At 65.4% G+C, this 24,390-nt stretch carries 19 protein-coding genes and 3 pseudogenes; 12 read left to right on the forward strand and 10 right to left on the reverse strand.

Annotation, left to right across the window (positions count from 1 at the left end; all coding sequences use genetic code 11):
- The first annotated feature begins 59 nt into the window (after window positions 1-59).
- From F8S09_RS16595 to F8S09_RS16605, 3 genes and pseudogenes are all read left to right on the forward strand, one after another.
- Window positions 60-1,289: a DUF790 family protein gene (locus tag F8S09_RS16595; protein WP_152872591.1), complete on the forward strand. Its 1,230-nt coding sequence runs from the start codon at window positions 60-62 to the stop codon at window positions 1,287-1,289.
- A gap of 330 nt (window positions 1,290-1,619) precedes the next feature.
- Window positions 1,620-2,734, forward strand: a pseudogene (locus F8S09_RS16600) (IS3 family transposase).
- A 55-nt stretch (window positions 2,735-2,789) separates the two neighbouring features.
- On the forward strand, window positions 2,790-4,631 hold the full coding sequence (locus F8S09_RS16605; RefSeq protein WP_194165411.1) for a peptide-N-glycosidase F-related protein: 1,842 nt from the start codon (window positions 2,790-2,792) through the stop codon (window positions 4,629-4,631).
- 348 nt (window positions 4,632-4,979) lie between these two features.
- Here the strand turns inward: F8S09_RS16605 and F8S09_RS16610 are convergent, their stop codons facing one another.
- Window positions 4,980-5,237 (reverse strand): hypothetical protein, encoded by a 258-nt coding sequence (locus tag F8S09_RS16610; RefSeq protein WP_152872576.1) that lies wholly within the window; start codon window positions 5,235-5,237, stop codon window positions 4,980-4,982.
- A 182-nt stretch (window positions 5,238-5,419) separates the two neighbouring features.
- On the opposite strand from F8S09_RS16610, the gene lexA reads away from it, so the two are divergent.
- Genes lexA through dnaE form a run of 4 tightly spaced genes read left to right on the forward strand, consistent with a single transcriptional unit; the run spans window position 5,420 to window position 10,706 of the window.
- Window positions 5,420-6,058 (forward strand): transcriptional repressor LexA, encoded by a 639-nt coding sequence (gene lexA, locus F8S09_RS16615; protein ID WP_152872577.1) that lies wholly within the window; start codon window positions 5,420-5,422, stop codon window positions 6,056-6,058.
- Window positions 6,059-6,061: 3 nt separating this feature from the next.
- Complete coding sequence (locus F8S09_RS16620; RefSeq protein WP_152872578.1) at window positions 6,062-7,312, forward strand: Y-family DNA polymerase; 1,251 nt, start codon at window positions 6,062-6,064, stop codon at window positions 7,310-7,312.
- A complete protein-coding gene (locus F8S09_RS16625; protein WP_322618887.1) occupies window positions 7,309-7,554 on the forward strand; it encodes a DUF6504 family protein in 246 nt (81 codons plus the stop codon). The genes F8S09_RS16620 and F8S09_RS16625 overlap by 4 nt, the downstream gene beginning before the upstream one ends.
- Window positions 7,555-7,556: 2 nt before the next feature.
- Window positions 7,557-10,706: a DNA polymerase III subunit alpha gene (gene dnaE, locus F8S09_RS16630; protein ID WP_152872579.1), complete on the forward strand. Its 3,150-nt coding sequence runs from the start codon at window positions 7,557-7,559 to the stop codon at window positions 10,704-10,706.
- A 15-nt stretch (window positions 10,707-10,721) separates the two neighbouring features.
- Here dnaE and F8S09_RS16635 read toward each other — a convergent pair whose 3' ends face one another.
- Window positions 10,722-10,922: a hypervirulence associated TUDOR domain-containing protein gene (locus F8S09_RS16635; protein ID WP_152872580.1), complete on the reverse strand. Its 201-nt coding sequence runs from the start codon at window positions 10,920-10,922 to the stop codon at window positions 10,722-10,724.
- Between the two features lie 102 nt (window positions 10,923-11,024).
- Entirely contained in the window at window positions 11,025-12,017 is a 993-nt protein-coding gene (locus F8S09_RS16640; protein WP_152872581.1) for a HEAT repeat domain-containing protein, read from the reverse strand.
- A 179-nt stretch (window positions 12,018-12,196) separates the two neighbouring features.
- Here F8S09_RS16640 and F8S09_RS16645 point away from each other — a divergent pair, with 179 nt between their 5' ends.
- Window positions 12,197-12,940: a DNA/RNA non-specific endonuclease gene (locus F8S09_RS16645; protein WP_194165412.1), complete on the forward strand. Its 744-nt coding sequence runs from the start codon at window positions 12,197-12,199 to the stop codon at window positions 12,938-12,940.
- On the opposite strand, the gene F8S09_RS16650 is transcribed toward F8S09_RS16645, so the two are convergent.
- Window positions 12,937-13,512 (reverse strand): SMI1/KNR4 family protein, encoded by a 576-nt coding sequence (locus tag F8S09_RS16650; protein ID WP_152872583.1) that lies wholly within the window; start codon window positions 13,510-13,512, stop codon window positions 12,937-12,939. The two genes, F8S09_RS16645 and F8S09_RS16650, sit on opposite strands and share 4 nt — an antisense overlap.
- A 679-nt stretch (window positions 13,513-14,191) precedes the next feature.
- Here F8S09_RS16650 and F8S09_RS17805 point away from each other — a divergent pair.
- Window positions 14,192-14,347: a hypothetical protein gene (locus tag F8S09_RS17805; RefSeq protein ID WP_194165413.1), complete on the forward strand. Its 156-nt coding sequence runs from the start codon at window positions 14,192-14,194 to the stop codon at window positions 14,345-14,347.
- Between the two features lie 104 nt (window positions 14,348-14,451).
- Here the strand turns inward: F8S09_RS17805 and F8S09_RS16655 are convergent, their stop codons facing one another.
- From F8S09_RS16655 to F8S09_RS16675, 5 genes are all read right to left on the reverse strand, one after another.
- Window positions 14,452-15,936, reverse strand: a complete 1,485-nt coding sequence (locus tag F8S09_RS16655; RefSeq protein WP_152872584.1) for a phytoene desaturase family protein — start codon at window positions 15,934-15,936, stop codon at window positions 14,452-14,454.
- Window positions 15,933-16,154 (reverse strand): hypothetical protein, encoded by a 222-nt coding sequence (locus F8S09_RS16660; protein ID WP_152872585.1) that lies wholly within the window; start codon window positions 16,152-16,154, stop codon window positions 15,933-15,935. Before F8S09_RS16660 ends, F8S09_RS16655 begins: the two co-directional genes overlap by 4 nt.
- 122 nt (window positions 16,155-16,276) lie before the next feature.
- Window positions 16,277-17,194: an HTTM domain-containing protein gene (locus F8S09_RS16665; RefSeq protein WP_152872586.1), complete on the reverse strand. Its 918-nt coding sequence runs from the start codon at window positions 17,192-17,194 to the stop codon at window positions 16,277-16,279.
- A 2-nt stretch (window positions 17,195-17,196) separates the two neighbouring features.
- Window positions 17,197-18,000, reverse strand: a complete 804-nt coding sequence (locus F8S09_RS16670; protein WP_152872587.1) for a DUF5819 family protein — start codon at window positions 17,998-18,000, stop codon at window positions 17,197-17,199.
- Between the two features lie 180 nt (window positions 18,001-18,180).
- The gene (locus F8S09_RS16675; RefSeq protein WP_152872588.1) at window positions 18,181-18,519 is read right to left on the reverse strand and encodes a hypothetical protein; all 339 of its coding nucleotides are present in this window, start codon (window positions 18,517-18,519) and stop codon (window positions 18,181-18,183) included.
- Window positions 18,520-19,030: 511 nt separating this feature from the next.
- On the opposite strand from F8S09_RS16675, the gene F8S09_RS16680 reads away from it, so the two are divergent.
- The 3 genes and pseudogenes from F8S09_RS16680 to F8S09_RS16690 all read left to right on the forward strand — a co-directional run bounded on the left by F8S09_RS16680 (window position 19,031) and on the right by F8S09_RS16690 (window position 23,559).
- Window positions 19,031-21,928, forward strand: a complete 2,898-nt coding sequence (locus F8S09_RS16680; protein WP_152872589.1) for a hypothetical protein — start codon at window positions 19,031-19,033, stop codon at window positions 21,926-21,928.
- Window positions 21,929-22,115: 187 nt separating this feature from the next.
- Window positions 22,116-22,307 (forward strand): hypothetical protein, encoded by a 192-nt coding sequence (locus F8S09_RS16685; RefSeq protein WP_152872590.1) that lies wholly within the window; start codon window positions 22,116-22,118, stop codon window positions 22,305-22,307.
- A gap of 269 nt (window positions 22,308-22,576) precedes the next feature.
- Window positions 22,577-23,559: pseudogene (locus tag F8S09_RS16690) on the forward strand (IS4 family transposase).
- A 239-nt stretch (window positions 23,560-23,798) separates the two neighbouring features.
- On the opposite strand, the pseudogene F8S09_RS18085 reads toward F8S09_RS16690, so the two are convergent.
- Window positions 23,799-24,009 (reverse strand): annotated as a pseudogene (locus F8S09_RS18085) (IS701 family transposase); the annotation flags it as partial.
- Window positions 24,010-24,390: the final 381 nt, after the last annotated feature.

Here is a 24,390-nt window from a genome sequence, read left to right on the forward strand (position 1 = left end):
CGCCGTCACCATCAGCAGGTCGCCTTCAGAACGTGGCAAGAGATCGTGTGGCAGGTGGCCTGAACTTCAGGCCACCTGCCTTCCAGGGCCCCTCTGGTTCCTGCGCGCCAACAACTTGCCACAACCAACTCGCAGAGACGCTGATCCGGACCTTCGAGGCCAACCTGGGCAAACGCCGGGCCGACCTCGACGAGGACCTGAAAGTGCTGGCGGCTGGAAGGCCGGACTTTAAAATCCTGCGGGGAATGGCGCATCTCCTGACCAACGGGTCGAGTACCTTCGAGGCAGGCGGGGACGTGGAGCCGTCCCTGGTTCGGGAGCGGGTCTTCGAGCTGGCCCAGGCGCATCCCCCCAGCCGACTGCGGCGTGACCTCGTGCTGGAGCAGGCCGCCCGGTCCCTCTCGGTCGAGCGGCCCCTCTCGGCTGAGGACGTGGCCGCCGCCCTCTATGCCGATCTTCCGGACCAGCAGACCCTGGTGGCCTTTGATCCGCCCGAGCCGCAGGCCCTGATCGAGCGGTGGGATCTCGCCCAGGCGCAGGGGGTGCTGTACCGGGCCTACAGCCTCATCCTCACGGCCCGGCCCAATGAGCCTGCCCGGTACAAGCAACTGTTGAAATACACGCGTTTTTTCGGCCTGATGCTGACGGTGGAGGGCGATCCGGTCCACGGCTTCACCCTCACCCTGGATGGTCCGACCTCGCTCTTTGGCGGGACTACCCGCTACGGGCTGGCGCTGTCGAAGTTTTTGCCCGCGCTGCTGCACGTCACGAAATGGGACCTCACGGCCACCCTCAAACCCCGCCGGGACCTCGCCTGGGTGGACCCCAAAGACGAGGAATGGCAGTTCGGGTTGACGAGTGAGGACGGGTACGTCAGCCACTACCCCGAGCCCAAGGAGTACGACAGCGCCCTGGAGAGTGGCTTCTCCGAGCGCTTCGCCAAGTTGGAGACCCCCTGGCGGCTGGAGCGCGAGGTGGACCTTGTGCCCGTGCCGGGGGGGGTGATCCTGCCGGATTTCCGCCTCGCCCACGAGGACGGGCGCAGCGTGCTGGTGGAGATCGTGGGCTACTGGCGCCCGGAGTACCTACGGAAAAAGTTCGACCTGCTGCGGAAGTCGGGACGCACGGACGTGATCGTCTGCGTCTCCGAGCGGCTCAATCTGGAGCGGGCGGGGGTGGACCCCAGCGACTTCGACGAGCGGCTGGTGTGGTTCAAAGGAATTTTGAATCCAAGAGAGGTATTGGCTATGGCCGAGCGGCTGACGACAAAGCCGTTCTCCACCGGATGACCCTGCGTTGCGGGAGGCCTCATTAAGAATAACTCCCCCCTGGCTCTTCCGGCTGGGCAATAGCTTCATTCGCTACATTTGGGGTATCTTCCCTCCAACATTCAATGCAGTGTCGCATCCCGACCCTCTCTCGGGGATGCTTGGGGGGACCTATGCACCGTGCTCTGCCTCTTGTTTCCGTCACCTCGGCTCTCCTGCTCAGTGGCTGTGGACTGTTCACGTCGCCGAACGACCCCAACGCGCTGACCGTGCAAACCGCTCAGGGAAATGACCTTGCCCCTGTTTCCGGTGCCAGTCTGATTGCAAATCGAGCAGCAAACTTGGAGGCACATGAAAGGCAAACGGTACACCGAACAACAGATCCTGGACATCCTCGGGCAGCTTGAGGCAGGCACGCCGCTGAGCGATCTGACGCGACTCCATGGAGTCGCGATGACGACCATCTACCGCTGGAAAGCCAAATACGGTGGGATGACCAAAGACGAGACCCGCAAGTTTCGCCAGTTGGAAGCAGAAAACCAGCGCCTGAAGAAGTTGGTAGCGGATCTGTCGCTCGACAACGCCATGCTGAAGGAGGTGGTGGGGCGAAAGTGGTGACGCCTGGGACGTCGTCCCAGGCGCAGACGCCCCTCAAAAAGCAGATGGTGACCCTGCTGCGGGATTCTTTTGCGGTCAGCGAACGTCGGGCCTGCCGGGTGCTGGGCTTTTCCCGGACCACGCAAAGACGGAACAGCCCCAAAAGGGAAAAAGACCAACGCCTGGTCGAGCGTCTCCGCACACTGGCCCGAGAGCGACCTCGGTTCGGGTACCGGCGGATTCACCTGATGCTGGGTCGAGAGGGCGAGACCGTCAACCACAAGCGCGTCTACCGGATCTACCGGGCTGAAGGGCTGGCCGTTCGAAAGAAGGAGCGCCGCAAGCTCAGTGTAGGAGAGCGACAGCAGAAACCTGCGGTTTCTGCGCCCAATCAGCGGTGGAGCCTCGACTTCATGTCGGACCAGCTGGCCTCCGGGCAGCGGTTTCGGGTCCTGAACGTCGTGGATGACTTCACCCGGGAGTGCCTGGTGATGCACGTCGGGACCTCCATCACCGGGCATGACGTCGTCCGCGCTCTGGAAGCGGTGGTCCGCTTCCGGGGGGCACCGCAGTCGATCACCACCGACAATGGCCCAGAGTTCGCGGGCAAGGGCCTGGATCTCTGGACCCATGGGCGTGGCATCACGCACACCTTCATCCGGCCGGGGAAGCCCGTCGAGAACGCTTACATCGAGAGTTTCAACGGCCGTGTCCGGGACGGGTGTCTGAATCTGCACTGGTTCCAAAGCTTGGATCAGGCACGCCTGATCCTCTCTGCCTGGCGCCAGGACTACAACGCCGTCAGGCCGCATACCTCGCTCGGTGGACGGACCCCGAACGAATTCGCCCGCCTCGAACAGGCGGGCTGAGGTACGCTGACTTTTGCAAATCGGCTGGTACCGCAATTGGGGCACCCTCAGAAAGGTGAATCTCAGCGGCAAGAACGTGGTGGTCGTGAGTAAAGATGCCCGTGCCCCCGAGAGCGCCGCCATCTGGCAAGGCGACCTCCGGCAGTTGCAAGGCAGTCCTGCGGACGTCACGTATCTGCTCCTCCCCGGTGGGGCGACCGACGCCGAGATCCAGGCCCGTGCCCAGGAACTCCGCACGGCGGCTGCGGGCCTGAGTGGCGTGAATGTGGTGGTGGCGAGCGCCCCTCCCGGCCCGGACTCGGCACTGGGCAAGGTGCTGGACCAGTGGGGGACCGACTTGCGCGACGTGAAGGCTACCTGGAACGGCGGCAGCGTCCAGGCCATTGCCGTGGGTGACTCGGGCATCGGCAAGAGCTTCCAGGGCAGCGTTCAGCTTGACGCCGTGCTGTACGGCAACGACGCCTGCGGCGACAAGGCTCCCGTCAATGACATCAGCGGCAAGGCGGCGGTGATTCTGCGCGGCACCTGCGGCTTTACCGATAAGGTCAAGGCCGCCACCAAGCGCGGCGCGGCGGCCGTGCTGCTGGTCAACAACGACAGTCCCATCGGGGTGATTCGCGGCGACTGCAACGACACCTGTAAGACGGCCATTCTCGCCATGCTGCCCAAAGCCGAGGGGACGCAGCTTGTCGGGGCGCTCCAGGGAGGCCAGGCCGCCCGGGTCACACTCACCAACCTGCGCGTCGCTCCGGGCGTGCTGCGAATCTCCCCTGACGGCAGTGCCACGGACACCGGCCCGATTCCCTACGTGTTCAACTCCCTGCTGGAGGCGGACGGGGAAAAGCCGGTGGACCCCTTCGCGTCGGTCCGCAAAGAAGGCGAGTACCTCAGTTGGGAAACTGCCCTGAAAACCCGCCTGCAAAGCGAGGAAAAGAGCGGTAAGGTCACGGTCACCCCGGTCTTCAGGGGGGAGGTTGCCAAAGATCCGGGCTGGCGCAAGGAGATGATCTACGCCGACGTGACCCTCCCGACCAACTTCGCGCAGTTCGACACGCTGGAGCTGGACCGCGCCCTGACCTGCACCACGGACCGCAAGTCGGGGTGCCCGCCCTGGGATTACGAGACCAATCTCTACATCTGCGACCCCCTCGACCTGACCAAGTGCACCCAGGAAATCGCCCGCGACATCACGCCCTACTGGAACAGCGGTCGCTGGGTCACCGACGTGAGCCCGCTCCTGGCCGTCCTGCGTGAAAAGGCCGTCAACGGCAAAGTGCGTCTGGCCTACTGGTCGGTTCAGCCCTACAAAGTGACCATGAACCTGCGCTTCCAGAACAGGGGCAACAGCCTGATTCCGGTCTGGGCGGTGCCCCTCAAGTTCGGCGGCGCGATGGGGGACGGGGCCTACAACACCCGTCAGGCCCCGGTGACCTTCGAGCAGCCCGCCTGGGCGAAAAAGGTGGAGTTCTCGACGCTGGCGACCGGGCACGGGTTCAATGACAGCAAGAGTTGCGCCGAGTTTTGCAACACGGTCCACCATGTCACGGTTAGTGGCCGCGACTTCATACTGAGCAACCCGGTGGCGGAGACGGTCTTTGGGTGCTTCGAGCAAGTCAAAGATGGTGTGGTGCCCAACCAGGCGGGCACCTGGGTGTACGGCCGCAACAACTGGTGCCCCGGCCAGGGGGTGAAGCTCTGGAATGCCGATCTCAGCGCGGCCGTCACCGGCGTGGGTCCCCATACCTTGACCTACAAGGCGCTGGTGGACGGCGTGGATCACGTGTCTGTGCTGGAAGCAGGGGCCACGCGGGACGCCAGCATCCACATGACCAGTTGGCTGGTCTATTACGCCGAGCGCGGCGCGGCCCTGCCCGAGAAGCCCAGCGTGAAGCAGTGAGTCACTGTCCATAGAGTTGGGGAGGAACAGGAACCTGCGCCAAGCGCCCTAGAGCTTGGGGTGAGGCATTTGCCTCACCCCTTTCATCGCCTGGCTCGTTGCAAGAAGACCTGGGCTGCTGGGGACGCCTCCGACAGCGAGCGCCCCACGAAGCCCACTTGCCGCTCTATGCGGGGCGACGCGGACTGCAACAGGGGTGACATGCTGCACAGGGAACAGGATGGCGGCGACTTCATGCCGCAGATCGACCCCCGAGGAAGCGGCCCGGCGCCGCGCCGACACGCAGGAGAGGGAGCCAGGGCTCGGGCGAAGGGATGGTACAGATCAACAGACAGCCGAAGCCGTCCCTCAGGTGTTGAGGAAGTCTTCGGGTTCAATGTCCCCCATCGCGTCCCCGATTGCCTCCCCCAGTGCCGCTTTCCACTCCGTTACGCCCCCCTTGATCTTGACGTCGTTGAGCCGGATGTCCGGTTGCCGGGCGGCCACCACCCGCACCGCCACGTCCTCCCCCAGTTCCCCCTGGATGCGCGGCTCCAGGCTCTCCCATAGGTAGTCAATCAAACGCTCCACATTCCACTTGCGGGTGTTGGTGGCGGCGGCACTCACCTTGATCTGGATGTCGTCGGGGGCACGAACCGGATTTCCACGGATCTGTCCATGACGTAACCTCGCTGCCTCGTTCTGATCCCGGCTTTCGCACGTCTGGAAGGGACTTGACGCGGAACCTGACCTCGCTCACTATATCCCCAACTATCTAAGAGTTGTTAGATAGTTGGAGGTCCCCCCGCATGCCGCCCCGTCTGACCGCGCTCCGCCATACCCTGCTGCGCACCCTCACCCGCCTCACCCGTGAGCAGGGCGCCCCACCGAGCGCCGCCGAACTGGCCAGCGCCTGCGGCCTGACCCCCGCGACCATCTCCTTCCACCTCAAAGCCCTGCGGGGTCTGGGGTTCATCGAAAAACAGGGCACCTACGGGCGGCTCTACCTCACCGAGAAAGCCCGCTTGCTGGTGGGCGAGGGCATTCCCATCTACGGGCAGATCGCTGCTGGCCCGCCCGTGCTCGCGGATCAAGCGCCCGATCACCGCACGCCCAGCCTGGATGTCCTCCTGGGCGTGCGGGACGGCGACTTCCTGCTGGAGGTACGGGGCGACTCCATGACCGGGATCGGCGTGATGGACGGGGATTACGTGCTGGTCCGCCCAGCCGTGGAAGTGTTGGACGGGGAAGTGGCGGTGGTCCTGATTCCTGGCGAGAATGCGGCGACCTTAAAGCGCCTCTACCGCTTCGGCGATGAAGTGGTGCTGATGAGTGAGAACCCGGAGCATCCGCGCATGGCGTTCCCCGCAGGAGACGTGCAGGTGCAGGGCCGGATGGTGGCGAGGCTCGGCATGGGGGTGCCGCGCACCACGCAGGGGAGGGGCTGAGTCATGGCTCCTGGACGCACGCCCCTGGTGGCCTGTGTCCAACTCGCGCCCTGGCCGCTGGTGCTGCTCGCCCGGCAGCATCCCGGCATCCCCGTGGCCGTCCTTGGGGAGGGGAGCCGCAAGGTCGTGTTCGCGTCCGCTGAGGCCCTTGAAGCAGGGGTCCAACCCGGCATGCGGGAGACAGCGGCGCTCTCCCGCTGCCCGGAGTTGCACGCCGAAGTGGTCAGCGCACCGACGGCCACAGCAGCATGGGCCGAGCTGCTGGAAGTCCTCTACGCCCGCTACAGCGACCGGGTGGAAGGCCGGGAGCCGGGCCTGGCGTACCTGAAGGTGAGTGCTCCGGCCGCCCGTGATCTGGCCGCCGCGCTGCACACCCCGGTGGGCCTGGCCGCCAGTCTGGAAGTCGCGCAGCTTGCCGCGCTGAGAGCCAGTCCGGGGGAAGTGCGGGAGGTTGTACCGGGCGTGGAGTCCGCCTTCCTGAAGCTGTCCCGCACCCAGCACCTCCAGGGGTTGGGCCTCACGCCCGGCCACATCGAGCGCCTGCACTTCCTGGGGGTGCGGGATCTGGGGGGGCTGATGGGCTGGAGTGCCGCGCAGCGAGAAGCCTTCCTCGGCGTGGACGTGGGCAAGAGGATCAACCGCTTCCTGCGGGGCGACCGGACCGCCGGAGTCGCCCGGTACGTCCCTGGCAAGGTCGTCGAGGCGAGCCTGCGTCTGGATAGCCCCCTGCATGAGCCGGGGGAGACCGAGGTCGCCCTGAAGGACCTTGTGCCCGGAGTGCTGGCCGAATTGCGCGGGCGGACCTGCGCGTACCTCACCGTTCATGCGGACACGGTGGGGGGAAGGCTTTCCGCGACACGAAAGCTGAAGTGGCCGCTGGACGAGCGCGGCTTGACCCGCGTGGCCGGACTGGCTCTGGGCGAGACGGGCGCCCTCTCCCTCGGAATCGACGCCCTGACCGTGCAGCTCTCCGGCCTCCAGCAGCCCTCCCGCATGGTGGGCCTGTGGGCGGGTCTGGCGGAACTGGAGGTGACTCAGGCGGTTCTCGACCGCTTTCCGGAGGCCCTGGTGCGCGTGGAGTGGCTCGACCCCTTCGCCTACGCCGTGGACGCGCAGTACCAGTGGGTGGACTGGGTCACTGGAGCGGTGCGGACGGGAGCCATGACGCCCCGGCAGACCTGGATGCCCCCGGTCAGGAAGCGCGAGCAGGCCGTGAATCAGGTGCTCGCGTTCTTTGAGGGGCGTGACCCGTGAGGGCGGTGCAGCAGGAGGTCACGGTTCGGCAGGTGGAAGAGGGGAGGCCCCTGGACGTGTACTGGAAGGGCCGCGCCCACCGGGTGCAGGTCATCCTCGACGAGTGGCGGTACGGGGGGCGGTGGTGGCTGGATGAAGTCCCCAGGACGTGCTTCCTGGTGCAGGCCGGGCCACTGACGGCGGAGTTGCACCACGAGGACAGCCCCGGAGGGCGCTGGTGGCTAGCGAGGATGCAGGACTGACCATGAGGCGCACCCTGAATGTCCTCCTGGCCTGTCAGAGCTACTTCTCGGAGGGCCGCAGCACCGTGAGTCCGAGGCGGCTGGTGCAGGTCGCCGCCGGGCGGGGGTATGCCGCGGTCGGGCTCGCCGACTGGTGCTCGGTGGCGGGGGCTGTGGAGCTGTGCGAGGCGGCCCGGGAAGCAGGGGTGGGGGCCGTGATCGGCGTGACTCTGCCCGTGCTGTTCCCGGCGCCGCCGCGTTCCCCGGTGGCGACCGAAGCCTTCCCGCTCGTCTTCCTGGCGAAGTCGAGAGAAGGATACGCCCGGCTGTGCGAGCTGATCACGCATGTGAACTTGGAGAGTCCGGAGGGGGTGCCGCTGCCGGTCTTGCAGGATGTCGCGGCGCGTGGGCGGGACCACCTCGCGTGCCTCACTGGGGGACGCCTGGGGTTTCCCACCCTCCTCGGCGAGCGGCGGGAGATCGCACGGGCCGCCGGGTACCTCCGGACCCTTCGGCCCAGCTTCCCCTTCGACCTTTACGTGCAGCTCTCGCACGGCGCGGCCCCGAACGAGCGCCGCCGCTTGGAGTACATCCGGGGCCTGGCACGAGACCTCGAACTGCCCACCGTCGCTGTGCCCGAGGTCTGCATGGCGGCCCCCGAGGACTACCCCCTACTGGACGCCCTGACCTGCGCCCGGTTGGGCATCGACGTGCAGACGCCCCATGCGGAACGGCCCCGCAATGATGCCCGGCACGTGGGGACACCGGAGGGCTGGGGAAGGGTCCTACCTTACCCAGATGCGCTGCTGAACGCGGAGAAGCTGGGAGAGGTGTGTGCGCTCGACCTCCTGCCCGAGCGCGTGCAGTCTCCTGAGCCTCGCCTGAAGCCCTTCCAGACCCCGCAGGACGCGCTGGAGGAACGGGCGTTCGAGGCGCTGAGTGAGAAGTACGCGCCCGATGGGTTGGTGGCCGCCGACACCCGACTGCGCCAGGAGCTTGCCACGGTACGGAGCCTGGGCCTGGCAGGCTTTTTTCTGACCGCCGCGGAGGTGACCGATTACTGCCGGACACACGGCATTCTGGCCGCCGGGCGAGGGTCCGCTGCCGGGTCAGTCCTCTGCTACCTCCTGGGGATTACCCTGTCAGACCCCATCAGGCACAACCTGCTGTTCGAGCGCTTCCTGCACACGGGACGGAACGTCATGCCGGACGTGGACATCGACATCGCCAGCTCCAGGCGGGATCAGGTCCTCCGGTGGGTCGAGGAGCGCTGGGGGGAGGGCGGCACGGGCGAAGCGATGGTCGCCAACCGCATCACCTACCGCCTGCCCAGCGCGGTGCAGGATCTTGGCCGGGCGCTCGCGCTGCCCCCCGAGCTGCGGGACCGGCTCTCGCGTGCCCTGGGCCGGGATTACCGACATCACCGGCCCCACCGGGCCAGGGAAGCGGAGGTGGTCTTTACGGAGGTGCTGGGGCAAGCCCCTGTGAAGGACGCGCTGCTGAGATTGCTGGAGCGAGTGGAGCCGGGCTTCGTTCGGCACCTGGCGCCTCATTCGGGGGGTGTGGTGCTGAGTGCGTCGGCCCTCACCTCCCACAGCCCCCTGACCCGCAGCTCGGGCGGCATCCGCATGCTGACCTTCGACAAGGACGACGTGGAGCGGCTGGGGCTGATCAAGCTCGACCTGCTGGGGTTGCGGATGCTCGCGGCCCTGGAGCGGGCCAGGGAAGAAGTGCTGCGCCTGACCGGGGATTGGGTGGAGTACGGGGACTTGTCGGATGATCCTCAGGTCTGGCAGCGCATCGCCAGCGGCGACACGATGGCGCTGTTCCAGATCGAGTCCCCGGCCCAGGTGCAGATGACGGCGAGACTGCAACCGAAGACGATGACGCAGCTCGCCCATCAGATCGCGCTGGTGCGGCCGGGGCCGATTCAGAGTGGCACCGTGCATCCCTACGTGCGGCGGGCTGGGGGGGAAGAACCTGTTCCGGACCTGCCCGAACCGCTCCGGACCATCCTCGCGCCCACCCACGGCACACTGATGTTCCAGGAGCAGATTCTGCGCATCGCGGTGCACTACGCGGGATACTCGTGGCCGGACGCCGACCGCTTCCGGAGTCGGTTGAGCAAGGTGGAAGACCCGGAGGAACTGGCCCGGCTCCGCGACCTGTTCATCTCCGGGGCCGCGCTGACCACTGGCGCCTTCCCGGACGAGGCGGAGGAGGTTTTCGGGATGTGTGCGGCCTTTCGGGGCTACGGGTTCGCCGAGAGTCACGCGCACGCCTTCGCGCAGCACTCCTACGCTTCCGCCTGGATGCGGCAGCACCACCCGGCAGCGTTTCTGGCCGGGGTCCTGACGGAGGCGCCGGGGATGTGGCCCGCGAGCACGGTGAGTCATGAAGCGGGGCGCTGGGGCGTGTCCCTCCTCCCTGTCTGCATCAACCGCAGTGGGGTGAGTTACCGGGCGGAGACGGGGAAGGCCGTGCGCGTGCCCCTCAGCGCCGTGAAGGGGGTGAGCGTGGAGGCGACCCGGAGCATCGTGCAGGAACGGTTGAGCGGCGGAAAGTTTCTGTCCGTCGAGGACTTCTATGACCGCGTGGAGGTGAAGCGGGACGCGCTGGAGGCCCTGGTACGGGCGGGGGCGTTCGACCGGGTGGACCGGTTGAAAAACCGCCGGGAGGCCCTGTACGTGCTCCAGACGGTCGCCCACGCGAGAAGGGCGGGTACGCGGGCACTCCTGGGCCTTCAGCCCGGCGCACCGGACCTGCCCGACCTGCCCCTGGACGAACTGGCGGCGCTGGACCTCCAGACAAAAGGCGTCTCGGAAACTGGGCGTCATCCCCTGGACGCGCACCGGGCGAGGCTGCGCGACGTGGGGTGTGTGCCCGTCGGGGCACTTCGGCACGGTCAGGAAGCCTGGACAGCGGGGCTGATCGCGGCGAGGCAGCGCCCTCCGACCGCTCGCGGCTTTGCGTTCTATGTGCTGGAGGACAGCTCCGGCCGGGTCCAGGCCGTGATCAGCCCGGAGTTGTGGGAAGCGCACCGGGTCCTGCTGCGCGACGCGCGGGCGCTGATCGTGCAGGGAGAGGTGACGGCCAGAGGTCGGGCCATCACGCTGCGGGTCATGCGGCTCAGCGAGCTGCCGGTGGCCGGCTGGGCGAGTGCGGCCGATTAACGGGGCCGTCTGCTCTTACGCCCTCGAGAGGGCCTGTTCGGTATGGGCAGCCTGCTTGCCGTCCTCCAGCTCGACGATGTACCGGGGGTCTTCCTGGCTGGCCCGGTAGTGAAAGCCGCCGTCCTCGCCGTCCTCGTGCGCGATCCGAACGATCTTGCCGTGCGCTTCGCCGCCGTGGCTCTGCCACGTCACCCGGTCACCGACCTTGAATGCCATGCAACCACAGTGCCATGCCGCTCCTGGCCATCCTGTTGGGAGCCCCACAAACGCCGGGGATAGGGCGAGTGCGGCACGTATCAGGGAGCTTCTGTTGGAGCGTCAACTGTAGTCTGTCTGGTGCTCGCCGAGAGGAGACGAGGGCGGATCAGGAAACGGCACCCACGGTTGGTCATGACGGGCCCGCATTTGTCCAGTTCCATTCGTCTCCAGCACCACGGTGTACCCGTGCTGTTGCAGGGCCAAGGCCGCTGCCCACGTTTGCGCTGTGGGTGCCCGGCGTCTCAGCACGTCCACCAACGCCTGACCCGCCGCGGGCACATCAATCATCCCAAGTGCTGAAATGGCGGCACTCTGGGCATTCGGGAACCCGTCCAGGGCCACCTGGTGGAGCGTGGGGACCGCTGCCTCCCACTCACGAAGTCCTAGCTGAATGCAGGCGTGTTCCACCACTCCCAGCCCCTGGTCCAGGGCAAAGGGAATGATCTGATCTGTGTCCTGATACGGCAGCAGGGTCATCGCGGTGGAGACCGCGGCCAGACGATCCTCCTCGTCCTCGCTGTTCTGCCAAGTCTCCAGGTAGTAGGCCGCCAAAGCCCGGTCTGAGGCCAGTTCTGCCGTTGTATGGCGGTCCACCCGTGCCGGATAGTCCCGGCTCATCGCCCTGAATTCCCAGTGCATTCTGCGGTTGCCACTGGCGATCAGATGCGTGAGGAACGACGGCACGCTCCGGAAGACGGGTTCGGCGGTGGGCTCGTCATGGTCATACAGGCCGACCTTGCCGAGGAGGGGACCGGACAGGTAGACGAACGCATGGTTGCCGTGGTCGTCCGCGAAAAACACCCGAGCCTCTGCGGGCAGACCGGACCAGTCATCGCCGTCCTGGAGAAGGTCCTGCACTTCCTGGAGACTGAGCAGCCGGAAGACCAGGGCTGTCTGGGAGGCGTCCTGTCCATCAAAAGCGCGGTAGAGCGCGGCGAGAGATGCTGGCAGGGGAGAGCCGAGTGCCTCCCCCAGGTGAAGCAACTGGGCGTTGGTGGCGGGCGGCCGGGTGGCGACGTCGAGGGTCTGAAGCACATCCATCAGGCCGTCCATGTGATCAGTGTAATCGCGCCTCACACACACGCCTGACATGCTTGCCCTATTCCAACGCGAGGTCTACTGACCTTGCCCCTCCAGATCGCAGCCGGTCCGGCACTCCCCGACTGAAGCTCATGACACCTTCATCACACGTTCATCTCTGGGTTGGACGAGCTCTCCCCGGAGGTGTCCCCATGAAGCGTGTCCTGCTGTTGCCCATCCTGCTGCTCGCCGCCTGTTCCCAGACCCCCATGCCCGTCGCCACCGACCCCTACGACCGCCTGATCGCGGACGTGGGCGGCGAGGTGGCCCTTAGCGAGCGGACGCGCGACATGACCCCCGAGCAGGCCCGCGCCTTCTTTGCCGGATACGGTATGGGCTACCGCCATCACGACGCCCTGAGCGCCCAGCTCGCCGACGGCTGCCCGCGACGGTTCAGCGGCAGTGACCTGAACACCTGGCATTCCATCGGCGGGGGGTACTACTACATTGACGCCGAGGGCCGACCCCGCAGCGCCTACCGGTACCTTCCTCCCATCAGCGCGGCGGCCCGCGACACCACCTGCCAGGGGACCGTGGGCAACCTGGACAACGCGGCCGGGTACGACGGCGGGCACCTGATCGGCAGCCAGCTCGGGGGTTGGGGGCGGCGGGCCAACATGGCCCCGCAGCAGGAGAACTTCAACCGCGGCAACTACGCGCAGATCGAGAATCAGGCGGCGCTGTGCACGCGGCTGGCGACCAACAGCCTGACCTATCTGGCGCGGGTGACCTACCCGACTCCGGGCACGAATACGCCGAGCACCTGGACGCTGGAATTCAAGGTGAACGGAGAAGTGTTCACGCGGACCTTCGACAACGCGGCGTACGGTGGCTCCAATGGCACGACCTACCGCCAGCAGGCGGTGAGTTGGCTGATCAGCAAGGGGTGCAGCTAAAAGAGGATGCGGGCGGCGTCGAGAAAGGATGCCTGCCCACCCAGCCGGACGTCGTCACCCTTCACGGTGACGCGTCCGGCCCCGATCTGCTCGGCCACCCAGCAGAAGAACGCGGGAAGGTTGGGGGCCAGGACCAGCCGCTCGCGCTCGTCCGGCCCGTAGGTGATGATCTGTCCGGCCTTTCCCGCCGGGCCAGGGTCGAGATCCACGGCCAGACCGTTGCCTGCGCCGTCCGAAGCGAAGGGGAGCCAGCGAGCACTGAAGGTAACCGGTTGAACGGCCCCCGCTGGCCTGCTGGTGAGGCTGGCATCGTCGGCCGCCAGCTCCAGCCAGGCCGCATGTTCACGGACCACCTCATCCAGCGGCAACCACGTCAGGCCCAGCAGAACGCCCGGCAGGGGGGCGTCCTGACCGTCCGCGGCCTGATAGGTGTCCCGAACCTCCTGGGGAAAGGGAAACCCCAGGCTGGTTTCCGCGGCGTCCAGAGCGGCAGAGGTCACCCCAGCACGGACATGCGCCCGGACCTGGGGGAAGTGCTGCGCGAGCACGCGGGCCAGAGTCAGGGCACTCATGAGGGCAGGATACGGGGCTGCGGGGGGCAGGAAAGCGTCTACAGGGCCGCGTTCTGCCCGGTCCAGTGGCCCCGCTGCGGTGCCCGGCTGGCCGGGGGCTGCCTCCCTGCGTAGGCTGCGCTGTCGGCGGCCTCGGAGGCTGGTGCGTTCAGGGTGACGGACGGCGGATGAGAGCGCAACAGGAGATGGGTTGAACCCATTTCACCAGATCACGGTCTTGGCCGCTTCCGCCGCGAGGGAGGAGGATCGCGGGGGGCACAGGTGTCGGTGAGCCGGAATGGTGAGCGGCGGTGCCAACGCCCCAAGCCTCAGGCTCGGGGCCGGGGCGTGTAGTCCGAGAGGAGGATGGCCCCGAAGCCGTCCTGCACGCCCCGCGTCCTGATCCCAGTGCTGATCTGGCTCGGAACCGGGCATATGGGATCGAACGTAGTGTGCCGGCTCACGCAGCTTTCCGGAGTTTAGGCGCTCACGCTCAATCAAGCCCGTGTAATACGCGTAAAGCCCACCAATCGTTGGGAGGCCTGCCAGCCTGTCCTCCGGCACCGCCCCCCCGTGGAGAGGACCGTCGCGGAGACCACCTGGCCGCTCCGAACTTCAACCCGGGTCGGTGGCGAGTAGCCTATACTGGACAGACCAGGGTCAGGACTGGACCAGGGACGTCACCCACATCATGGCCCGCGTGCTGCACGACATCCGGCAGGACCAGCAGATGGGCAACCGGGCACAGAGCCGCCTTGCCGCTCTGGTGGTGAATGCCCTGCGGAACTGCGGTCTGCTCGACGCGTTCCGAGTGATCCCACCGACGCGGGTGGGGAAGCGGCCACAGGCGGCGTGACCTCTAGAAGCGCACTCTGCGACAAGGGGTGCTGTGCGTCGAGCAGGACGGAATTGTGACTAAGGGGCAACCGCGTTCTATCCACAGGCGCCCGAAAACGTCTGTTAAGAGGTAGCACTAGAGTTGGAGGTGTGGGTGGAGTGGACGCGCTCTGAAACACGGAGAGGAACCCTGGCGTCCCTGAGGGCGAGGTCTGCGGCATGAAAACCGCACATGCCGTGCACACCACCGCCAGGCGGAGTGGCGGCGGAGCATAGATACAGGCCGCGGCGTGGCGTGCGGTACGGCGAGGGCAGAGGGAGCGGCCGGGCCAGGAGCTGCCAGAGGGTCGCCTGTCCACCGTTCACGTCACCTCCCACGTAATTCGGGTTGTACGACTCGTACGCCAGGGCCGTGCGTTCAGAGCGGTGCAGGATGACGTCCCGGAAGCCGGGGGCATACCGTTCGATCTGCGCCTCGATCTGGGCGGTCATATTCCGATTCGAGCCGGGGGGGACATGACAGTACGCCCAGAGGGTGTGCTGGCCGGCTGGGGCTCGGCCCGGGTCGAACGGCGTGTGCTGCGCTGCCAGAACGAAGGGTCGGTCCGGATGGCGGCCGGCAGCAACCGACGCCTCGGCCTGCCGGATCTCCTCAAAGGTTCCGCCCAGATGAATGGTCCCGGCCTGCGCCACGGCCGGGTCACGCCACGGCACAGGTGCTCTCAGGGCGTAATCCACCTTGAATACCCCTGGGCCGTACCGGTAGCGACGCAAAACGCTCAGGTACCAGGCGGGCAGGTCCGTGCCGAGCAGATTGAGCAGTGGCCCAGGTCCGAGGTCGAGCAACGTGGCGCGTGCGGGCGGCAGGTCGCGCAGATTCCGGACGGGGTAGTCGGTGACGATCTCACCGCCCAGGGCCGTGAGGTGCCTCGCCAGGGCGTCCGACAGGGCCTGGGCGCCCCCCCGTGGAAAGGGCCACCCGTGGGTGTGGGCGACCAGGCCAAGCATCAGGGTGATGGCAGACGTGCCGGGGGCCGTCAGGGGGAGGACGGAGTGCCCGGCGAGTCCGGCGATCATGGCCCGCAGAGCGGTGTCCTGGAACGGACGCACAAGCGCCTCGGCACTCTGCAGGGCTTTCAGGCCGAAGCGTGCCAGGGTGACCGGGTGACGTGGAATGCGGGGCAGGGGACCCATGACGTCCTGCATGAGGTGCTCGGCATGCCGAGTGAGCGACCTGAACAGCGTGCGGTACTTTGCGGCGTCGGGTCCGAACTGCGCAGCCGTGAAGTCCAGGTCGCGGTGCAGGAGGGCGGCACGGTCCTCCAGGGGATGGGCGAGGGGGACGGCCGGGTGAACCCACTCCAGTCCATGCTGTTCCAGGGGCAGCGTGCGGAAGTAGGGGCTGGCGGCCGCCATCGGGTGGACAGCACTGCACACATCGTGCGTGAAGCCGGGCAGGGTGAGGGGGGCGGACCGGACGCCGCCGCCGACGGTGGCATGTGACTCGAACACCACCACCCGCAGGCCAGCCTGGGCGGCACGGATGGCGGCGCTCAGTCCATTCGGGCCGGAGCCGACGACGACCACGTCGTAATCGGCGCGATTCATCCTGCGCTGCTTCCCTGCCGTCCGGTGAGTGTAGGCACGGCGTAAAACTGCGTGAGGCCACACTGCGGACAGGTTCTCAGGTGCAAGACGCTGCCGGCGGCGTTGAAGAACCCGGCGTCTTCTTTCATCTGGACAAGCAGGCGGCTCTGACGCAAGACCGCCTCAAGCATAGGCGTCTGGTCGTTCGGACAGGGAAAAGCGGTGACAGTGTGGGTCATGGCGGCTCCTTCAGTGAGCGGTTTCAGGGGAAATCAAGAGGGGGCGATCTTAAGAGGCGAGGCTTTTATCGGGTGGCCCATCGTGGGGCAGGTCTGTCAGGATCCGGAAGGAGATGATCGCTTCATGCCTGAACCCCCCGGACTTTCGAAAATCGCTGCAGCAGCCAGGCCCGGCTCCTAAGAAGGGCGCGGTGCATTCGGGCGTAATCCCGGTCAGGAATCAGGAATAGCTCGAGCGTAATCATGATGGCGGAGAAGGTAATCAGGCCCATCATGACCGCGATGCCCAGATGGAATCCGATTCCCACAGCGAACAGCGGCAGGCGGTAGCGGCTCAGGGCCAAGAAGGGGAAACTCAACTGGTAGGCTAAGGTGGCGTATGCAGCGAGCGGGGCCAGCCAGACGTTCTTGAACAGTTCCTTGAAATAAGGAGTGGTGAACCAGTCGACCTGCGCGATGTAGTACATGGCTGTGCCATTCGTCCACAGTTCGCCCATAACCTTGCTGAGGCCCGCGACCGCGTATACGACGATCACCTGAAGGATCACGGCAACGATTCCAACGTTATGCAGCCAGGTTCGGGTCCGAACGCCTTCCGGATTTGGGGCGTCGGCAGGCAAGAACAGCACCATATAGAACAGAAGGATGCGGATGACGTTGTCCCCGCCGTCACCGAGTGATTCATTGCGCATTCCGATCAGCCAATACGTCACCAGGGCCAGCAGGGTCGCCCAGCGGGTTACGCGGCCCAGCAGCAGCAGGACAGCCGCGACGAGCATCAACAGGAGCACCAAGTGGACGCCCCAGGACTGCATGAACAGCGCCTGAACGGGGATGCCAAACGGACCGAGTTCAACGGACAGGTCCGTTCCGACGCCCTGTGGACCCCACAGGTACGCCGCGAACGGCCACTCGGTGAAGAGGCGAAACAGGATGACGAGGGCCACTCCGCATTGCAGGGCGCGCACGCCTGTGCGGTGGAGAGGCTCAGTGCTGAGGCGGCGAAAGAAGGTTCTCAGAGCACTCCAGTGCTGGGGCACGGTTACCGACCTCCGCTGACGGCAGCCCTGGGAAAACTGGCAGAGGTGCCGCTGCGGTGTAACAGGGAGATGACAGGTGCCTGCGAATCATGGCGGTCGTGGCCGAGGCTCGTTTCGAAGGCCAGTAGGGCCGGGGCAGGCGCGTAGAAGCCGGGCGCGGCGATCGGCAGGGTGTGTAGCGTGCCTACAACGACTTGTTGCCGCTCGGACTTCCCAGTAAACCGCTCTGGCCAAGCCGGAGGCGTTTCCAGGTGAAGACGCACGTTCACGAAGGTGTATGGCCGGATGCCTGCCGCTTTGGCCTGGTCGGCGCAGAAGGCTGACACGGGTGCGCGGAGAAGTTCAGTGGACTGCTTGCGCCAAGCGGTTAAGCTCTGCTCACCCAGGGTGCATAAGTCCTGGTCGCCGCGCTGGCAAGCGTCTATCACGTACTTCAGGTCTGCCGGGCCGGACATGTAATCCCGGACAGGATTAGTGATGGTACGGCTCAGGCGGTCGTACGCCGTCCAACGCCGCTCTTGGTGGGCGTGCCACAGGGGCTGCGCAATGTCCAACCACGGGGACTGGACGCTTTCCTTCTTCTCGTGCAGGCACTGGACCATCACGGAGGTGTTCGCCTGGATGGGGTTCGGGGCGAACAGCGTCCAGGCCTGCGTAAAGACCGTGTCGATGTACCGGTTAATGACGCCAGCAGTCATGACCTTCAGGGGATTTTGCGGGGTAACGTAGACCGCCGTGAAGAAGAAGTGAGCGAGCAGCCACACGCCACTGACAGTCATCACGGCGAGAGAGAGGAAGTGTTTCATAAGGAAACCTCCACAGAGACTTGTTCAGTCATGTGGCTGATCGTGCAGGCAGAGTGATGCTCACGGGTGTAGGGGTGCCCTGGTAGCAGAACTGCAGAAAGGCCGCAAGGAGAAGCGGCCTGGGACGTCGGACGCTGCTGCCTCGCAAAGTGCCAGCGCGACCAGCTAGAGAAGTCGGATCTACTTGCCTTTTTGGGGACCGGCTGGGCCGTTGAAGGCCGCGTCGCTAACGGTGGACAGATTGCCGAAGCTGGCCTGCTGTCCATCAAGGAAGAGGACCTGATCACCGAGGAAGAAGGCCTGGCGGCTCTGGGAAGAAGGAACATGCATGATGCGGGCCTGAGTCACGGTCGGAGCCCCGGTCAAGACGCCTTTTCCGGAGGCTTTGATGGAGGTCTGCAACTGGAGCGGGGTCTGCGCCTGAAGAGCCGGGGCGGTGACGGGACGAGTGGCCTGCGAGAGGCCCAGGCCACCCAGGGCGGTTAGGGCCAGCAGCGTGATCGGGAAGGGTTGTTTCATGTCAGCAAACCTCCAGAAAGGCCCGTTGCCGGGCACGGCGGTGAAGAGGTCCGGGCAAGAAGGAAAAATGTGTCCCCCTGCTTCTCCGAACGTCGGACCTGGTAAAACAGCGCTTACTTGACGGCGCCGCTGAGTGTGGGGGCGGGCAGCACGGTGGATGCGCCGGAGGCCAGCGTGGCCGCACCACTGATCGGCTCTTCATTTCGGGACCTCAGAAGTGTGCGTGAGATAGGGCAGGGAAGCGGAGCGGACCAAGGCAGTCAAAGCCTCTGGTGACCTGATGACCGGCTGTACGCACGGGCAGTTCTCGCGAAGGCGGGCCTGGGCGACAAACCTCGTTGAGCCTCTGTGGTCATCAGTGTCACAATGAAAGGACCACCGGAAAAAAACTGGAAAACGCGGCCGGTTCTCCGCTATTGCCTGCATGATCTCCTGCCTTTCCGCACGGCCCTTGCGTCCTGCCACTCCACCACCTGCCCTTGAAATCGTCACTTTCCTCCGGAGTCACTTCATGCCGAATTTCACGCCGCCCCGACCCCTGCGGTTTGAACTCATCCGCCACGAAGCTCTGCAGAAACTGAGTGAGGTCCGTGACGTGCCTCTTGTCGCGGTGATCGCACCGTCCGGGTATGGAAAGACAGTGCTTCTGGCTCAGGATGCAAGGCGTCGCCCGCATCCCACGGCGTGGTTGACCCTGGACGCCGACGCGGCGGACTTCGCAGATTTCGTGCATTCCGTTGCGCTCGCGCTTCAGTCGGCCCTCCCTGAACTGCATCTGCCCGCCGGAATGCCGGACGTACCCCTGCGGCCGGTCGATCTGGCCGAGGCGCTGAATGCGGCCGATCAGAACGTCAGCCTGGTCCTGGACAATGCCGACATTCTTTCCGAGGACAGTGGCCGCTGGCTGACCCTGCTCGTCGAGCACCTCCGCGAAGGGCATCAGGTGCTGGTGAGCAGTTACGGCGTGCTCGCCGCGCCGCTCGCCCGGCTGTCGGCCGCAGGCCTGTGCGCCATCGTCTCCACAGACCACCTGAGGTTCAATGTCGACGAGGCTCGGGAGGCTACGGCCGCCGACGAGGAGACTGCCCAGCAACTCGTGACAGAACTGGCTGGCTGGCCTATCGCCATTGCCCTGCACCGCAACGGCGCCGCCCAGGTTGTCGGGGTGGACACACTGCTGCGCGAACTCGTGTCGCAACTCCCTCCCACGCTTCAGGCTGTTCTGCCTGACCTGGGCGCGTTCGACCAATGGGACGAAGAGTTGATTCGGGCGGCGGAGTTGTCCGTGCCTGCTGGCTGGCTGGACGAACTGCGGCGTTCGGGGCTGCCGATCTCGACGACGGCGGACCAGACGGCACTTCCTCACCGTGAACTGCTGGGCTGGTTACGCAAGCAACTCTCCGGTGACCCAGCGCACGCCCGGCACACGTACCGCCGGGTCGCTGAGGCATACCAGCGGGCCGGGCGGGCCGTGCAGGCCATGCGGGCGCACTTGCGGGCTGGCGATCAGGAGGCCGCCGAACAGAGTATTCAGAGCTGGGTGTACCACTCCTGGCAACGTGGGGAACTCCGGTCCATCCTCTCGGTCCTGGATCAACTGCCGGACATTCGGACGCCGGGTCTGCGGAGTTCGTACGCGTACACCCTTGTCCAGGCGGGCAGGTTTGCCGAGGCGGATGACTTTCTGGCGTCCCTGCCGGACGAATTGGGCTTCCAGCGGGAAAGTAGCCGATTGACCATGTCAATGTTGCAAGGCCGCTACGAGCAGGCCATGACTGAACTCGACCATGCCGCCGCGTATCAGACCTCCCGCGCAGAAGAGGACTACCTCGCCCTGATAAGGATCGTGCTGCTGGTCGCCACCGGCCGCCGTCCGGAAGCGCATGCCCTGGCCCGGCAACTCCAGCGCGAGGGTGCGCCGAGCATTCCGGACCATATAGAACGGACCGTGACCGTCCTGTACACCATGGATCTGGAAGCGCAGCAGGAGTACGTGCGGCTCGCCACCGGGTTGCTGACGTTGGCTCAGGCCAGCCCGGAGGAACTTGCCCGGGTGTGGAGCCTGCCGACCATCACGGCGTCTTTCCTTGTGCAGGACCGGCCCGAGCACTCCCCTCTGCTGACGCATCCGGACCTGCCCGACCAGCAGGCGACTCCCGCGGCCTACCGTGACGCGTGGCAGGGCCGCGCCCAACTGCTCGCCGCGACTGGCCAATACAGCGAGGCTGGGCGGGCCTACGAACGGGCCTTACACCACAGCCTGAGCCGCCAGTCCGATCTAGAAATTCTCGAATCCCTCGGCGGCCTGGCGGAGGTGGCCTTCGCCCGGCAGGAGCCCGAGCAGGCCCGGGCGTGGCTGTACCAGATGCAGCCGTCCGGACATCCGGAAGCGGCTGCCCTCACGGCTTACCTCACAGGCCTGGCCGCCCTGGCTGACGGTGAGAGAGAGGAGGCCGTCCAGGCGTTCACGCTCTCGGCCGAAACAGACATTTTTACGCTGCACCGCTGGAAGGCACTTCACCTCGCGCGGGCGCTCGGTCACGCCGGATCCGTCGCCTGTCCGGAACCCCCGCCACTCTCATGGCTGGAGAATTCCACGGCCCTCTTCACTAGGCTATACGTTCCTAGGGCGGACACACCCTCAGGGAACGCCGAGCGCGACGGACAGCCCTTCGCTTCTCCTCCCCATGATCATCTGGACATGCCGCAGCGCTGGGCGTTGAGGGTGGTCACCTATGGCCGCCTGGCTGCGCAGGTCAATGGGCAACCCGTGTCCTTCCCGTTCGCAAAGGCGGCTGAACTTTTCGCGTACCTGCTCACGCATGGCCCGGCCGGACGCGATCAGTTGGTCGATGCGCTATGGGACGGCTCCGGTGATCCGAGGCACGCCGACTACTTCCGCGTGGCGGTCAGGCGGCTGCGGCTCGCCCTGAGCGAGGTCTCCCCGGGCCTGGCCAACCCAGTCCCGCTGGTCGGGGGGCAGTATCAGCTCGCGCCCGAATACGAGATCACCCTGGACACGGACCTCATCCGGAGGGCCTGCGTGGAAGGGACCGCAGAACACCTCCGGGCCGCGTGGGCAATAGAAGGTGCTTTTTTGCCCAAAGCGGAGTCGGCATGGGCCGCCGACTACCGCGACAGCCTGCGCGAAGGGTTGGTGCGTGCCACACTGAAGTACGCCACGGAGGAGCTCGGGCGTGACCTCGTGGGGTCTATCGCGGCGTACGAGCAGGTCCTTGTCCTCGACCCAGCGTCCGAACAGGGGTACGAAGGGTTGATTCTCGCTCAGGTCAATGCTGGACAACACCTCTTGGCCGCCCATTCGTACGAGCGTTACGTCCGCATGATGGCCCGCGAGTACAGCGCTGGCCCTTCCCCACATGTCGGCCAGCTCATACCACCGAAATGACCCCAGCAGACGGCTAGCCCGGTTCAGCCGTTTGCGCCCATACCCCCTCCTGATCGGACTCAACAAGCGCTTTCCCTTTTCTTTCCCTTTCTTTTTCTGGTGGTCTTCGTATGTTTATGGCAGGCAGCAGGGCAGGGTCCCATCCCCCGGCCGGTTGCACTTCACTGCACCTGAACTCGGAGGCTTCATGTCGACCCGCCCGCTTCGCTCGATCTTCTGCCTTTTGATTTTGACCGTGACCACGCTGGCCGCCGCCGAACAAAGCTTTCAAGAAGTGTCTGACTCGCTTCCCCGCGCTGTGAACGGGCGACCCCATCCCATCCCGCCGCTGCCGCCAACTCCCGTCCGTGGTAGTGAAGACCCGGTGGTTTCTCCCTAAAGCAATGCCTGACAAGTTTTAGGTAGCTTTGAGCCCATAGTCAGCGGGCTCAGTAGCCGACAACTTGGGTGAAAGGCCGTCCCTGCCGCAGAATTTGTCTCAACCCAGCTGTGACACTCGACAGGAACGACAAGAGGCGGTGTTTTGAAGGTGTGCAGCCATCAAAACCCGCCCAGCCTCAGGCTAGCGAACTCACCGCCCACTTCAAAGCCTGTGTGCCGATGCTCCGCATCGACACTCTCCAGCGGATGGTCGACCTCGTCCTCGCCATGGTCACCGCTCAGAGCGTGACTCATCGGGACCTGGCGCCTCACCTGCCCGGACACAGCACCCTGAGGCCAAGCAGCGCCGCGTGGAACGCGGCGTCCATGACCCGCAACTCACTGCCCACGTCTTCCTCGCCCTGCTGCTGGCGCAGCTTCCCAGCGGGAAGCTGCTGTTCAGCCTGGACCGCACCACCTGGGAACATGGAGCGGCGCCGCTCAATCTCCTGGTGCTGGGTGCGGTCGTGCACGGTTACACCATCCCCCTGGTCTGGATCGCCCTTGACCACACGGGCAACAGCGACACCAAGGCCCGGATGTGGCTGGTCTTGCGCCTCCTACAGGCCCTTCCAGCGTCGCGCTGGAAGGGCCTGGTCGCCGACCGGGAGTTTGTCGGGCGCGAGTGGTTCCATTTTCTCCGGCGCAAGGGGATTCGGCGAGCCATCCGGATTCGTAAGAACACCGTCCTGGACGAGCTGCGGGCCGATGAATGGTTCGGGGACGTTCAGATGGGAGCCTTTCGTTCCCTGGCAGAGCGGGCGTACGTGTTCGGGGAGGTCATGCGGGTCGTGGCCACCAGGTCCCCGGCTGGGGACCTGGTGATCCTGGCGACGGACTTCGGAGTCTGGGAGACCTGGCAGCTCTACCGACAACGCTGGAGCGTGGAATGCACCTTCAGCAGCCTGAAGTCCAGGGGCTTCGACTTGGAGCGGACGGGGATTACCGACCCGCAGCGTCTCGAACGGCTCTTCGGCCTGCTGATCCTGGCCTGGATCAGTTGTCTGCGGGTCGGGATCTGGCTGGATGCTCAGAAGCCCATCAAGGTGCTGGCCCACGGCCGGAAGGCCGTGAGCCTGATTCGAGCTGGCGTTGAACGGTTCCGCCATGCCCTGCGTTGGAGTCTGGATGAGCTTTCCGATCTCCTGACCTTGCTCACGACACCGTTCTCAGCGCCAGGAGCGGCTGAAAGCCAAGTTGTCGGCTACTGAACAGCGGGCCAGTGGAAAAGGATTCCATTTTCCTGAGCGGGAGTTGAAACTCAAACCGAGCAGAATACGGCGGGCGCACATTATAATGTGCGCCCGCCGCTCGATAGCCGGGAATTTGGCTGGAGACTGCCCCAGTCCTAAAACTTGGTCGAATTCAGGAATTGAACTTGGAGAGTTAGACCGTGAGGTTGATTCACGCCCCATGGGGGCAATCTGATTCAAAGCGAGCTTCGCGGGTTTCCACAGTACACCCGGTGGTCTACAGGAAATTGCAGCGCCCTGTGGACGGCATACAAAACAGCAAGTGAATGCCATGCACCTCGTTATCTACGCAGGCGCAAGACAGGGCGGTGTCCTTGGGATGCTCGCCACATCCACGCAGAGCCGGAGTCGTGGGCAACGTTCTAGACGCGCTATTCCTGAAAGCGCGTCCCACTGAGCGCGAACCAAGAGATTCACCATACCACCATATTCCATCGTAGGGTAGTTAAAAGAAGATCGGGTTCAATGGGAAGACCCATCGCCCAATCCTTTGCTTCGCAGCTCTATGAGTCTCCCCTGAAGAAAGGGTTTCCCGACCCTTTTACAAGAAGGAGAGGGGCCTTGCGCAGCGAGGGGGTGAGGGATCTTCGTTCACCTCATGCTCCAGAAGCGGCTGAAGGTGAAGTTGTCGGTTACTGAGTGCCCGGAAACAGAGAGTGCTGCTCAGGAGTTGCACCTCGCATAGCGCAGTGAATAGCCGTGCTGGCGGAGAAATTCCGAGTTTCTGCTGAACGTCAGGAGCAGGCGGTTCAAATGAACGTCTGGCATGACCGTCATCAGTGCCAGAGC

The organism is Deinococcus terrestris (genome assembly GCF_009377345.1).
In the GTDB taxonomy this organism is placed as follows: Bacteria; Deinococcota; Deinococci; order Deinococcales; family Deinococcaceae; genus Deinococcus; species Deinococcus terrestris.

Excerpts from the sequence above, each read along its gene's own strand:
- F8S09_RS16670 (WP_152872587.1), bottom strand. The coding sequence starts at position 18,000 with ATGAAACACTTCCTCTCTCTCGCCGTGATGACTGTCAGTGGCGTGTGG.
- F8S09_RS16635 (WP_152872580.1), bottom strand. The coding sequence starts at position 10,922 with ATGGCATTCAAGGTCGGTGACCGGGTGACGTGGCAGAGCCACGGCGGC.
- F8S09_RS16655 (WP_152872584.1), bottom strand. The coding sequence starts at position 15,936 with ATGAATCGCGCCGATTACGACGTGGTCGTCGTCGGCTCCGGCCCGAAT.
- F8S09_RS16640 (WP_152872581.1), bottom strand. The coding sequence starts at position 12,017 with ATGGACGGCCTGATGGATGTGCTTCAGACCCTCGACGTCGCCACCCGG.
- dnaE (WP_152872579.1), top strand. The coding sequence starts at position 7,557 with ATGAGGCGCACCCTGAATGTCCTCCTGGCCTGTCAGAGCTACTTCTCG.
- F8S09_RS16675 (WP_152872588.1), bottom strand. The coding sequence starts at position 18,519 with ATGAAACAACCCTTCCCGATCACGCTGCTGGCCCTAACCGCCCTGGGT.
- lexA (WP_152872577.1), top strand. The coding sequence starts at position 5,420 with ATGCCGCCCCGTCTGACCGCGCTCCGCCATACCCTGCTGCGCACCCTC.
- F8S09_RS16660 (WP_152872585.1), bottom strand. The coding sequence starts at position 16,154 with ATGACCCACACTGTCACCGCTTTTCCCTGTCCGAACGACCAGACGCCT.
- F8S09_RS16650 (WP_152872583.1), bottom strand. The coding sequence starts at position 13,512 with ATGAGTGCCCTGACTCTGGCCCGCGTGCTCGCGCAGCACTTCCCCCAG.
- F8S09_RS16645 (WP_194165412.1), top strand. The coding sequence starts at position 12,197 with ATGAAGCGTGTCCTGCTGTTGCCCATCCTGCTGCTCGCCGCCTGTTCC.
- F8S09_RS16620 (WP_152872578.1), top strand. The coding sequence starts at position 6,062 with ATGGCTCCTGGACGCACGCCCCTGGTGGCCTGTGTCCAACTCGCGCCC.
- F8S09_RS16680 (WP_152872589.1), top strand. The coding sequence starts at position 19,031 with ATGCCGAATTTCACGCCGCCCCGACCCCTGCGGTTTGAACTCATCCGC.
- F8S09_RS16685 (WP_152872590.1), top strand. The coding sequence starts at position 22,116 with ATGTCGACCCGCCCGCTTCGCTCGATCTTCTGCCTTTTGATTTTGACC.